Annotated in this window: 9 protein-coding genes; 2 read left to right on the forward strand and 7 right to left on the reverse strand. The window is 54.4% G+C overall.

What is annotated here, in order from left to right; translation table 11 throughout:
* Positions 1-2: 2 nt before the first annotated feature.
* The 3 genes from putP to R0135_RS13710 form a co-directional block, all read right to left on the reverse strand.
* The gene (gene putP / locus R0135_RS13700) at positions 3-1520 is read right to left on the reverse strand and encodes a sodium/proline symporter PutP (RefSeq protein ID WP_407347467.1); all 1518 of its coding nucleotides are present in this window, start codon (positions 1518-1520) and stop codon (positions 3-5) included.
* Between the two features lie 4 nt (positions 1521-1524).
* Positions 1525-2823 (reverse strand): glutamate-5-semialdehyde dehydrogenase, encoded by a 1299-nt coding sequence (locus tag R0135_RS13705; protein ID WP_407347469.1) that lies wholly within the window; start codon positions 2821-2823, stop codon positions 1525-1527.
* 111 nt (positions 2824-2934) lie between these two features.
* Positions 2935-3798: a pyrroline-5-carboxylate reductase family protein gene (locus tag R0135_RS13710; protein ID WP_407347471.1), complete on the reverse strand. Its 864-nt coding sequence runs from the start codon at positions 3796-3798 to the stop codon at positions 2935-2937.
* A 335-nt stretch (positions 3799-4133) separates the two neighbouring features.
* On the opposite strand from R0135_RS13710, the gene proB reads away from it, so the two are divergent.
* The gene (gene proB, locus R0135_RS13715; protein ID WP_407347472.1) at positions 4134-5336 is read left to right on the forward strand and encodes a glutamate 5-kinase; all 1203 of its coding nucleotides are present in this window, start codon (positions 4134-4136) and stop codon (positions 5334-5336) included.
* Between the two features lie 18 nt (positions 5337-5354).
* Here the strand turns inward: proB and R0135_RS13720 are convergent, their stop codons facing one another.
* Genes R0135_RS13720 through R0135_RS13730 form a run of 3 tightly spaced genes read right to left on the reverse strand, consistent with a single transcriptional unit; the run spans position 5355 to position 8753 of the window.
* On the reverse strand, positions 5355-6653 hold the full coding sequence (locus R0135_RS13720) for a nitrate/nitrite transporter (protein ID WP_407347474.1): 1299 nt from the start codon (positions 6651-6653) through the stop codon (positions 5355-5357).
* Between the two features lie 27 nt (positions 6654-6680).
* Positions 6681-7397, reverse strand: a complete 717-nt coding sequence (locus tag R0135_RS13725; protein WP_407347476.1) for a DUF4386 domain-containing protein — start codon at positions 7395-7397, stop codon at positions 6681-6683.
* Between the two features lie 39 nt (positions 7398-7436).
* Positions 7437-8753, reverse strand: a complete 1317-nt coding sequence (locus R0135_RS13730) for a spinster family MFS transporter (protein WP_407347478.1) — start codon at positions 8751-8753, stop codon at positions 7437-7439.
* Positions 8754-8922: 169 nt separating this feature from the next.
* Here R0135_RS13730 and R0135_RS13735 point away from each other — a divergent pair, with 169 nt between their 5' ends.
* Positions 8923-10650 (forward strand): amidohydrolase, encoded by a 1728-nt coding sequence (locus R0135_RS13735; protein ID WP_407347480.1) that lies wholly within the window; start codon positions 8923-8925, stop codon positions 10648-10650.
* A gap of 84 nt (positions 10651-10734) precedes the next feature.
* Here the strand turns inward: R0135_RS13735 and R0135_RS13740 are convergent, their stop codons facing one another.
* Complete coding sequence (locus R0135_RS13740; protein ID WP_407347482.1) at positions 10735-13005, reverse strand: DPP IV N-terminal domain-containing protein; 2271 nt, start codon at positions 13003-13005, stop codon at positions 10735-10737.
* Positions 13006-13122: the final 117 nt, after the last annotated feature.

Genomic DNA, 13122 nt, shown 5'->3' on the forward strand with positions numbered 1-13122 from the left:
AATCAAGCTTTGGCGGTGCTTATCTCAGCGCGACCTGCCATGGTGAGTGCGAGGTAATCATGTCGTCGGCCTATGACGCGCTCGGGGCGGTTTCCCAGGAGGCTGACACCCACCGCTGCGATGCTGCTAAAGGCAAAACCCGGGACAATTTCGTACAGGTAAGCCGACATAGGCTGGCCATCTATCTCCAGGGGGGCGTAAATCCACAGCAATACGGTGACCGCTCCGGTAATCATGCCGGCGAGAGCTCCATCGCGAGTGAGTCGCTTCCAGAACAGGCTAAGCAAGATGATCGGGCCAAAAGCAGCACCGAAACCAGCCCAGGCGTTACTGACTAATGACAGGATCGAGGCCGAGCGATCAAAGGCAAGAAGCACGGCCACAATGGATACCGCCAGCACCGACAGGCGCCCAACCAATACCAGCTCTTTCTGACTCGCCGAGCGGCGAACAAAGTTTTTGTAAAAATCTTCAGTAAGCGAGCTCGATGAAACCAATAGCTGGGAAGAAATCGTGCTCATGATTGCAGCGAGTATGGCGGCAAGCAAAAACCCTCCGATCAACGGATGAAACAGCAGCTGCGACAAGAGTATGAAGATGGTTTCGGGGTCTTCGAGTAGTGTGGAGGTGCTGGTGACGTAGGCGACCCCCGCGATTCCTGTTCCAACCGCTCCAATTACCGTCACGAGCATCCAACTCATACCTATGTGCCTGGCGGTCGCCACATCGCCAAGAGATCGGATAGCCATAAAGCGCACAATGATGTGTGGCTGTCCGAAGTAGCCCAGTCCCCAGGAAAGACTTGAGATGAGTCCAATGGCAGTGACACCACTAAACCAACTGAGCATTTTGGGATCGACGCTATAGGCTTGCGCCGCGGTGGCTTGGAGTCCACCGAGTTGCGTGATTGCGACCACCGGGACCATGATCAGCGCGATAAACATAATCACACCCTGAACAAAGTCTGTGAGGCTAACCGCCAGAAACCCACCGAACAGCGTGTATGCAACCACAACACCAGCCGTCAAAAATAGTCCCAATTCGTAGCTTAGGCCAAAAGAAGTTTCAAATAGCTTGCCACCGGCAACAACACCAGAAGATGTGTACAGGGTAAAGAAGACCACGATAACGAGAGAGGAAATTACCCTTAGATATCGTGATTGATCGTCAAAACGCTTTTCAAAAAAGTCGGGGATGGTGATCGCATCATCCGCAAGCTCTGTGTAGACCCTGAGGCGTGGCGCGACCAGTAAGTAGTTCAGGTAAGCTCCGGCAAGTAGTCCCACAGCGATCCAGGCGGCACTGAAGCCGGCCAGGTAAACCGCACCAGGAAGCCCCATAAGCATCCACCCACTCATGTCTGATGCCCCGGCGGACAAGGCACCCACAGCCGGATGCAGTTTTCGTCCGCCGAGCATGTACTCAGACACGTCGCTGGTAGAGTTGCGGTAAGCATAGACGCCGATACCCATCATCAGCATGAAGTATCCCGCCAGTGAAGCCAGCGTATATATAGACATGTTGTTAGCTCCGGGTTTGTCCGTCGCCGCGGACCTGGTACTTGAAGCTCGTGAGCTGCTCCAATCCAACGGGGCCTCGGGCATGCATTTTCCCGGTGGCAATGCCGATTTCTGCGCCCATGCCGAATTCTCCGCCGTCAGAAAACTGCGTGGATGCATTGTGCATAACCACAGCGGAGTCTATGTTCGTGAGGAACATTTCTGCTGCTTCAGGGTCTTCTGTCAGTATGGCTTCAGTATGCCCTGAGGAGTGCTCGCTGATAAATGCGCAGGCCTCGTCTAATCCCGAGACAACCTTGATCGACAGTACTGCATCCAGATATTCCTCTCGCCAGTCGGAGTCGCTGGCTGCGATTACGCGAGGGTCACAGTCTCGTGCCTGTGGATCACCGCGCAGCTGACATCCGACCAGTGCGTCTGCCAGTAAAGGAATAAAGGTCTTGGCGATTGTGTCGTCGACCACGAGACTCTCTGTGGCTCCGCAGATTCCCGTGCGACGAAGTTTGGCGTTGCGCACGATATCGACGGATTTCTGGAGGTTTGCCGCGCTGTGCACGTAGCTGTGGCAGTTGCCATCGAGGTGCAGTAGCGTTGGAACTCTGGCTTCGTCACGCACCAGTTGCACCAGGCTCCGTCCACCTCGAGGAATTACCAGGTCCACGTAATCGATGCAGCGTAACAAAGCGCCGACTGCGGCACGGTCGGTACTGTCTATGAGCTGCACGCAGTCTTCTGGTAGCTGTGCCGCCGCCAGTCCCTTTTGCATTGCCTCAACAATCAGTCGACTGGAGTTGAGGCTCTCGGAGCCACCTCGCAGGATAATGGCATTGCCAGACTTGATGCACAGTGCTCCTGCATCCGCGCCGACATTGGGGCGAGACTCGTAAATCATGCCGATTACACCGATGGGTGTGGCAACGCGACTAATCATTAGTCCGTTGGGTCGTTTGGTCTCCATCAGACTGCGACCGACGGGGTCCGCAAGTTCCGTAATTTTCTCAAGGGCTGTCGCCATGGATTCGATACGCTCTTCATTGAGCTCCAGGCGATCTATGAAGGAGGCAGGCCTGCCTCCTTTCTGAGCGTTGGCAACATCCAGTGCATTTGCCGTTATCAGCTCAGAGCTCGTTTCCCGTAAAGCCTCGGCCGCTGCAGTTAGTGCCAGGTTTTTTTGTTCCGTCGTGGCGCTGGCAAGCTTTCTGGCTGCCTGGCGTGCTCGTAGGCCGAGTCCTTGCACATAATCCTCTGCCGATACGACAGGCTTACCGGGCTTTTCAATGATTTTACTCAGATCTGTAGTCACAGTTTTAAATTCCTTGGCCAATAAAAGTTAATAAAAGGTGAGTGCGCAAACGCCGGTTGCTAGACCCCCTGAATTTCAGGAGGCCTGTGTTGTCGTTCTTTGGTGGTGCGGTCAGCGCAGTTCGACTGCTCGGGCATAGGCGGCTTGCAGCGTGTTGCTCAGTAAATTGTCCAACTGTTCGTCGTTGTTGAGTGCACTAAGGCCTGCATGCGTGGTGCCATTTTTGCTGGTAACACGATCCCGAAGCTCATCCAGGGTGGCATCAGTATTGAGAGCCATTTCCACCGCTCCCTGGACGGTTTTTAGTACGAGCGCTCGTGACTGCTCCTCGCTAAAGCCAAGAGCCTGAGCTGCTCCGGTCCAGGCGCGAGCAAACTCAAAGGCGTAACCTGGTCCGCTGCCGGCAATGGCAGTGACCCGATCCAGCGCGTCTTCCCCGGACACCCACAGGGCATGGCCGGTTGATGCCATGAGGCTATTGATAAGTGCCCGATGCTCCTGGTTAAGATCTTCTGCTCCGTATAGGCCGCTGACTCCCTTGCCGAGCGATACAGGAAGGTTTGGCATGATTCGCGCGACAGACCTGCTTCGCGTAACTGCCATTAAGGAGGTAATAGAAAACCCTGCGGCAAGCGACAGGTATAAGCCTCGGGGCGCCAGAAACTCCAGGTAGTCTGGCAGAACATTAGCAATCATTTGCGGCTTCAAACCGATGACAATGACGTCAAATCTTTTGCCGCTCAGGTCTTCGGGTGAGCGAGCTTGCGTAACGGTGTCGGGAAATTGTCGTAGCCCACTGGGCGAAACAACAGTGAAGGCAAACCCGTCAACATTTCGCCATTGCGTAAGCAGGGCACTGCCCATACTGCCGCAGCCGAGCATCAGCACCTGCACTGCAGAAGCGTCGGGGGCGATGGTTTCACTATCGCCTTTACTCTCTTGGCCTTTGCTCTTGTGAGGGGTCGAGCTGTTCATAAACCGCGATGGTCTCCGATTTTGTTCCCCGCTTAGGGAAGCTGCGAGTGCGGGGCAATGCGGTATTTTGCATCTTCGCCCAAATAATCCTTCACAGTATAAGTAAAATGATGGCAGTCAATCAACGTCGATTTCCATTCCAACCTCATCGTTAGTCGGTAAATCATTGAAAATATTGGTTTTTAATAAATTTATAGATCATCGCTGTTACATCGCCACCGCAAACCTGTTAACCTAGTCGTCAATAACTACTTTCAACCCAAACTATTCGGCGCCTTTTTTCCGCTGACGCGGTTAAGCGTTGCCCATTGAAAATCACCAAAAGGACCCTTGAGATGACTGTTTTAGACACCGATCCTGCCGAGTTCGGCCACGCAGCGAAGCGCGACAAGCCGCGCATCGTCGTGAAGGTCGGTTCCAGCTTACTGGCGAATACGCCGGATCTACGCCCTCGATATGCATTTATGCATGGACTCCTGAGCGACATCGCTGCGCTTCGAGATCAGGGTTTTGAGGTGGTGTTAGCATCCTCAGGCTCCGTGGCGCTGGGTCTCAATGCACTCAAGTCCGACAGTGAACGTGCTGGTATTCAAGAAAAACAGGCAGCTGCTGCCTGTGGACAGCCTGTCTTGCTCAATGCCTACAAGCAGATCGCATTGGAGCATGGTTTTGATATTGCGCAGGTGCTGGTCACACTGGATGACATGGAGGACCGTCGACGTTTTTTAAACACCAAGAATACGGTTCATAAGCTGCTTGAGTTGGGCGTTCTGCCCATTGTTAACGAAAATGACACCATCACCACCGAAGAGATCCGGGTAGGTGATAACGACCGACTCGCAGCAAAAGTGGCGCAAATGATCCAGGCTCAGCATCTGGTAATTCTTACCAGCGTTGATGGACTGTATGACAAGAATCCCGATGAGGAGGGCGCCAAGCTCATCGACAAAGTGGATGATGTTAGTGAGTATCTGGCCGTAACCAGCGGTACGAATTCTCTGGGTACCGGGGGCATGTTTACCAAGATGCAGGCTGCGAACATGGCGCAGAATGCAGGGTGCGAGACGATCATTTCTCGCGGAATCCTCGATGATCCTATTTCTGCCGCTTTGCAGAACAGGCGGCCCCATACTCGATGCGTGGCCAAGTCGACGCCGCAGTCAGCTTGGGCAGTGTGGTTAACAGATCGATTGCAAATGGCGGGTAGCCTGGTGCTCTCGCAATCTGCCGCTGATGCGCTGGAGAACAGTGAGAGTGGCGTATCCTGCTCGGATCTGATTTCTATTCATCAGGCCTTTCAAAAGGCGGATGTGCTGCATATCTATGATGAGCGTGGCGTGGAAGTGGCCCGGGGTTTATCAAACTTCTCTTCGGATGAGGCGGCGTTGATTGCCTCAAACCCCGACCGTGAGATTCGTGACTTGCTCGGTTATCAGGCCGAGATGACCCTGGTAAATCGCCAGAACCTGGTGATCCTGGAGGACCACCATTTGCCTTGGGATGAACCAGAGCAGAGCTTGCGGGTTATTGCGGCGTAGCCTGCAATCCAAGCGACGCTAAGGCGTCAGGTGAACAACCTCGCGCTGACGAACAAGGAGCGCAGCGACAAGTAGTGCCAATAACATGCACAGACAGATTTGTGCTGCGGCGTTGTAGCTCCCCAAGTGGTCCACGGCCAGGCTAAAGGCTGCGGGCCCTATGGCGCTGGCGAATACCGATATGGAGGCGTTAAAGCCGCTGACTGCGCCCAGGTGCAGGGGGCCAAAAAAGCGAATAAACGCCAGATTGGAAACTACTCCCCAGAGTCCACCGCCGATGCCAAATCCGGCCGCAAGTACCCAGTAGCCCCAAGTTTCTTCGAGATTTATCAGCCCAACGGCACCAAAGCTCAGTGCCGACAGCATGACGATGAGAAAGGGCTTGAGTGTTAGTCGGTCTACAAAGCTGCTGGCGATAAGATTGCTTCCCGTAGAGAAGACGGCGGCGGGTAAAAAATAGCCAAAGGCTGTTGCGGCGGACAAACCGCTTTCAGCAAACACCGCAACTACATGAAAAGTGAGTGCCGTGCCGAACAGCGCATGCATGCCAAGGCTGAGGGAGTAGATCCAGAATATGGGGCTGCGCCGTGCTTCGTCGATGGTTTTTGATGGCGCTTCCAAAGGCAAAGAGTGGGCGTCAGCGGGGTCGCCACCGTCGGCCTGAAGCCCACAGGAAGCCGGGTTGTCACGGATAAAGATCAGGGCCAGTGCAGCAAATACGACTCCCACCGTAAGCCCCATAAACCATAGGGCGCCCCGCCAGCCAAAGCAGCTTATCAGCAACGCAATAGCCAGTGGTGCGATGGCAAAGCCAAAGGATACGAACACGCTGCGAATACCGCTGACCAAGCCCCGGCGCTTGACGAACCACAGTAGTAAAACGTTACGCGAGCAGCTGGTTAAAACGCCCTGACCAAAAAAGCGTACGCCAAAAAATGCAAGCAGTAACAGAACAAAAGTAACAAGGGTCGATCCTCCCAGCAGTACACTGAGCTGATCAACGCCACTGATTACCAGAACCATTACGCCCAGCGCCGCCGCTGATCCGGCGATCATGACGCGACCGCCGAGCTGGTCGTACCAGTGTCCGGCGCGGGTAAGAAACAGGGAGGAGGCCACGGTGCCCAGCAAATACGCCATGGATACCTGAGTTCGACTGAGATCCAGCACCTCGATAAAGGTGTCGGTGAAGACTGCCATGCCCATGGTTTGGCCGGGGATGCTGAATAGGAATCCGGCGGTAGAGAAAAACCAAACAATCCAGCCATAAAAAATCGGCGAGCGCCGAGGGTCAAAAGGCCAGTTAACAGGTATCAAGGGAGAGGCTCATGCAAAGCCTGCAGATTATAGAGGGGCGGAGTCTACTCGCACACCTTTAATAGCCAGATAAAGGCCCAAAGATATGAGTGCAATAAGATTTGCGACCATGAAGCTGATGGTGATCCCGGACTGACCAAGAGCGGGTACGAAGTCCCGGGCAACGATCACTACCGCGACCAATAAAGAGGCGAATACGCCCCAGGCCGCTATCACCATAGGAATAAGCCCTGAGCGTAAAAACAGGTAAAAAAAGCCTGCATTGGCAACACTGGATATGACAAGACTCAAATGAAAAGACGTGTAGTCCGAGGTGGCCTGCATACCCGCGAGCATGAGTCTTTGCGCATCGTCGGTGATGGATTCATAAGCCGGGGCACTCGCTAATTCAGCCACATTCATAGCGAACACCGCACCAAGCAACGACAGCAGAGCCGCTATGAGACTGATCACAAGAGCAGACCCGGCAAGCAATCTCCCGTGAGTTTGCAGGATCAGAAACAGTCCCACATTTACGACGGTCCCTAGGGCAAGACCGAGGCAGGCAAGATAAGCCTTGGCTCTGAGTCGTGTTTCGGCATCAAGCATGTTGCGGGCTGTGGCTTCCACGTCTGCCGACAGATTGATGTCAATGCCTTTGGCCACGAGAATCGATGTCGCGATTCCCAGAGCAATGAGCGCCAGCTGCGACCAGCCCACGGTGCGTGCTGTACGCATCAAAAATTGTGGATCGTCGCTGTGCATACAGTTGCCTCCGGCGCGATAGTCTGGTGACTCCGCCTATCAGTTGGGCGCGTTCGCGATGTCCTGCCTAAGGTGCTTGGCAGCCAGCCAGTAGTGCACTGCTGACCAGGTCATTACCGGTGGCAGGGCATACAGCATGGCGTAGCGCAGCGATTCGGTGCCGAGGCTGGGTGCCAGGAAGTCGCTAAGAACCCCTACAACCCAAGGACCTGCTCCCAGACCAATAATATTGAGAATCAGAAACAACACCGCCGAGGCCGTGGCACGCATACGCGGCCCTACGATCGCATGCGTCGTAGCAATAGTGTTGCCCAGATAGACCTGAAAAAGCAGACCGGGAATTATTGATAGTGACAAGGCGACGTAAGGACTGTCGACCAAATAGACACTGATCATAAACGGCACAATCGCGAATCCGCAGAGACTCGGCAGCCAGGCGTACCAGCGCTTGTCAGTCTTGGCCATGCGATCGGCGAGATAGCCACCAAAGAAAACGCCTATGGCGCCGCCCACACCGATGATCATGGACAGCCAGGTGCCCAGCTCGCCGGTGGACATGGCATGGGTGCGAATCATAAAAGATGCTGTCCAGTTGGCCGTGGCATAGCCGCAGAAGGCGTTGAGCCCGGCGCCTAAGGCAATGTGTCGAAAAGTAGGGCGACTCCAGAGGACGCTCAGTACCTCACCAAAGGGTACCGGGCCACTGCCGCTGGGGACTCCATCATGAAGGCCGCGAATGGGTTCTCTGAGGGTGAAGCGCAGAACAATGGCCAGGATAACGCCGGGTATACCCACGACCATGAACGCCGTTCTCCAGCCGAAGAACTCGTTGAGCCAGCCTCCGGCCAGAAAGCCAAACAAAATGCCGATGCTCACGCCCATGGAGTAGAAGCCAATCGCTGTAGCGCGGCGGTCTGCCGGAAAGATGTCCGAGATGATGGAGTGCGAAGGCGGGCTACCACCGGCCTCACCTACGCCGACACCGATGCGTGCCATTAATAGATGCGCATAGTTCTGAACAAAGCCGCTGAGGGCCGTCATGAAGCTCCAGATAAACAGGGAGAGCGATACGATGTTTCGGCGATTGCCGCGGTCGGCCCAACGCGCGATAGGAATGCCCGCGGTGACATAAAAAATCGCAAAGGCAAAGCCGGTCAAAAGCCCAAGCTGACTGTCGGAAAGGTCAAGATCAGCTTTGATGGATTCCTGAAGTATCGCCAGCAATTGGCGATCAATAAAATTGAAGCTGTAAACAATGGTCAGTAGGACCAGGGCATACCAACTCGCACGGCGCGTGCGGTAAGGGTTGTCTGGATGATTCTGTGCTCCGCTATGATCGGATTCAACGTCATTCACGTGTCATGCCCTATTGTGATTATCTTGGGATAGGCAGAGATTACACGTTTTGTCTTGTGCGCTCACGGGGTTTTCGTTCCACAGGACGCATGAGCCACGCATTGCGCTCGTTGTGTCATTATCATGTGCATAAACGTTTACCGATTCGCTTTGGGGGTACGCCTGCACTATGACAAAAGAATTCCTGTTCCCTGGTTGTTCTGCAAAGCTTGCGGTCATTGGTTTGGCCGGATGCTTGTTGGGGTTGCCGGCAGCTTTGGCTGCGCCAGATATCATCGTGGTCAACGGCGACGTTCGTACCGTTGATCCGGACGCTCCGCGCGTCCAGGCATTTGCGATAGAGAATTCACGATTTACAGCAGTTGGAAGTAATGCGGATATTCGTGCGCTGGCAGATGCGGGTACTCAGATTATCGATGCCGCCGGGCGAACAGTAACGCCAGGCCTTATTGATAGCCACTCACACATGAGTGGTAACGCGCCGGTCGTTGCCGGTGTGGACCTGAGCTACATTGTGGAAAAGCAAAGCTGGCTCAGTCTCATAAAAGATGCCGATGCCCGTCTGGCCGACGGGGAATGGATGACCGGCGGTTATTGGGATCACACCTTGTCCGACGGCGAGTATCCCACTCGGCAAATGCTGGACGAGATTGTTCCGGATCGCCCGATATTTCTCACTCACATCGATGGTCACTATGGCTGGGTTAACTCACTGGCGCTAAACATAGCGGGTGTGAGCGCTGATACGCCGGTACCGGCGGGTGGCGAGATACGAATAGATCCCCTAACGGGAGAGCCCACGGGTATTTTGCTTGAGGGCGCCATGAGCGTAGTTAGAGACCAGATTCCCCCTCGCAGCAGTGCACTGCGCCGCGAAGGTCTTGCGAAAATGCAGCGCTATGCCAATAGTTTTGGCGTGACTGGGCTGCATCAAATGGGAAGCCTGGATGACTATCTGCACATTGTTGAGAACGGCGATCCGACGATTCGTGTTTGGTATGGCCACTATGGTCTAAAGGCGGAGCCGGAGTCCTGGGATGAGGAAATCGACGCGGTGCTTCACAAGACCGCCGATACAGCCAGGCGCGTTAAGGCGACCAACAAAGAGCAGGAAGTTGGCCCCTTACTGTATGCCGGTTTCGTAAAGCTCATCAACGATGGGGTGCTTTCAGCGCACACCGCAGTGTTGATGGAGAATTATCATGATCGTCCTAATTGGCGCGGCGAGTACATTACTGAGCCTGATGACCTGGCGAGTCTTGTGCATCGAGTGACGGCGGCAGGCATGCCCGTGGCGATACATTCCATTGGCGACGCGGCGGTGCGAGCGGCGCTCGATGCCTTTGAGTCGGCAAAAGACAATGAAGTGCCTGCGCCCAATCGTGTCGAGCATATTGAACTGTTGCATCCGGATGATGTGCCGCGCTTTAAGGAGTTGGGTGTGGTGGCTTCGATGCAGCCTAACCACTGCACCAATGCCATTGCTTATGTGCCGGTCCGAGTCGGTGCTGAGCGAGAGGACCGGGCCTATGTCTGGCAGTCGCTGCTTGATGGCGATGCTACTCTGGTGTTCGGTGCCGACTACCCAACCTCACCTTTGAGCCCGCTAACGCAGATCAGTGATGCGGTTTTTCGCGAGAGTCCCTTCGGATTTTATGATGGAAAACCCTGGCATCCCGAAGAAGCCGTGAATTTTGATGATGCCCTGCATGCCTATACGCAGGCTGGTGCAGATATTACGCCTTGGAAAGACCAGATAGGCTCTATTAGCGTTGGGAAGTGGGCTGATTTTGTAGTTCTGAGTGGCAAAGTGCCCGAGCCCATGAACGCTAGCTTCAAAAAACTGGTGGTTGATCACACCTACTTTGCCGGACGTGAGGTTTACGCCAAGCCCTGAGCGTCGGCCTGCTGCTGCAGATTTTCAAGGGGTAACGCTGTTACCCCTTTTGATTCGTACGGTGGCATTTTTTGCCGGCCATACTCATTGTTGCCTTAGGTGCTCATCAAAGAAACGAGCTCGCAGGGTCCCAAGATGCAGTTCGGTACCTTCTCCTTCCTTGTCAACAACCGCGTGCGTGCGGTTGGGGTAGGCCATAAAGCGGAACGGCTTGTTCAGCCTGACCAGTTCATTAACCAGACGCTCGCTCCCCTGATAGTGCACATTGTCATCGCCGGTACCGTGCACCAGCAATAACTGGCCCTGCAGGTTTTTGGCGTGGGTAATGGGGGAGCTTTCGGTATACCCATCGGAGTACTCGTCCAGCAAGCCAGAGTAACGTTCCTGGTAGATGGCGTCGTAGAGTCGCTGATCAGTTACTGGCGCTTGCGAGACGCCGGCTTTGTACTGCTGCGGATAGCGAAACAGCATGTTCAAAGTCATGGAACCGCCTCCCGAGTGCCCCCAAATTCCCACATTGGATTCATCGATAAACGACCAGCGAGCGGCCATGGCACTCAAAGCGTCCGACTGATCTCGTGCGGCCAGTACACCGATGGCGCCATAGACAGATTGACGCCAATCCCGACCCCGAGGGGCTTTTGATCCGCGGCTATCTACAGACGCCACCAGATATCCCTGCTGCGTCATGTACAGGTGCCAAAGATGCCGTTTGCCAGCCCAGCTATCCCGCACGGTCTGTCCGGCAACTTCGCTGTAAACATAGAAGACAACGGGGTACTGCTTGCTGGCGTCAAACTGCGGTGGCTTGATCAGATAGCCATCGAGCGGCAGGCCGTCGCGAGCATCAACGCGAAAGAAGTCGTGCTCGCCCAATGTTAATTGTGAAAGCTTTGCAACAAGGGCCGCGTTATCTTCGAGCATAGCTACTTCGCGGTGATCGGGCAGAGAGATCAATCGATACTGCGGTGGCTGCATGAAGCTCTGGTGGCTATGGACTGCCCAGCGGGCATCCTCTGATATCTGATAACTATTGGTGCCGGACATATCTGCGCTTGTGAGCTTCTCTATCTCACCACTACCGTCCAGGCGTGAACGAAACAGGTAGCGTGCTTCCATGGCATCAGGTGAAGCCATGAAGTACAGCCAGCCACCGGCTTCGTCAACGTGAGCAACATCCGTGATGTCAAAGTCTCCAGGCGTCAGATCAGTAAACGTGACGCCATCTTCGCTAACACGGTACACATGCCACCAGCCTGCTCGTTCACTTCGCCACAGAAAGTCGCCGGATTGCTCCAACCAGTGCACGTCTTCTACATCAAAAATGTAGTGTGGCGCCTGTTCTACAAACAAGGGCGTTGCTTTACCAGTTGTGGCATCGACATAGAACACTGTGTTGCGGTCCTGGCGACGATTGAGCTGCTGAACAATGATTTTGTCGCTGGAGTTAGCCCAATCCATGCGCGGAACGTACATCTGTCGTGAGTCGCCCGGTAGCTCGGCCCATGCGGTGGCACCTCCGGTGACGGCAACGGTGCCCACTTTGGCTGCGGAGATTGTTTCACCCACCTTGGGGTAGGGTATTTCGGTGACAGTGGGGTACAGCGAATCGGTATTGTTGATCAGTGTAAAGTTGCGCACCCCGGAGGTGTCGAACTGCCAGTAGGCGATGCGCTGTCCGTCTGGGCTCCAACGAAAGCCATCAAGTATCTGGAACTCTTCTTCGTAGGCCCAGCTCATAATGCCATTAATTATGTGCTCGCCCGAGCGCTTACTTAGTTGTGTGATCGTCTGACGAGCAAGGTCCTCTACAAAAATATCGGCCTCTCTTACATAGGCCACCTGGCTTGCGTCGGGAGAGAACTTTGCAAACTGCAAGGTTGCTGGTCCAGCGTCGCCGCCAAGTTTGCTCAGCTGTTCACTCGGCAGATCCAGCACCCAGTAATCCCCGCGGCTTTTTTTGCGCCAGACCTTTTTGCTGTTGGTATAAATCAGTAGTTTGCTGTGATCTTGTGACCAGCTGTAGTCGTCGACTGCCAGAGGCTCATCTGCACCTTCGGGCGTGAGTTGTTGTGCGCTAACCAGAACCCGTCGCTCGCCATTGGCTGGGTCGTACAGGACGATGTCCTTCGGTTTGGAAGCATCTTCTTCTTCTTCATCTTTGTCGCTGTAGTTGTCTGGCGTCTCGAGCACCGTGTAGCCACTACTATCATCGAGCCAGTGCAGGCTCCCGGGTTTTTTTGCCTCGTAGGCGTCGTCGCCAAAAATTGCTTCCAGGGTGAGCTGACTTTGCTTTGTTGCCTTGGTAACGAGTGTTTCGGACGTCGAATCAGAGATGTTTGAACAGGCGGACAAGGTGCCTCCAAGAATGACTGATACAGCTAAGCGACAAGCGCGGGAATTTATACGGTACATAGATAAAGCCAAGGACAGAAAAATCGAATTGTGTCTTCATTCGGTATGTCGCTGCAA

The sequence above is a fragment of the Congregibacter variabilis genome, assembly GCF_045689235.1.
Classification (GTDB): Bacteria; Pseudomonadota; Gammaproteobacteria; order Pseudomonadales; family Halieaceae; genus Congregibacter; species Congregibacter variabilis.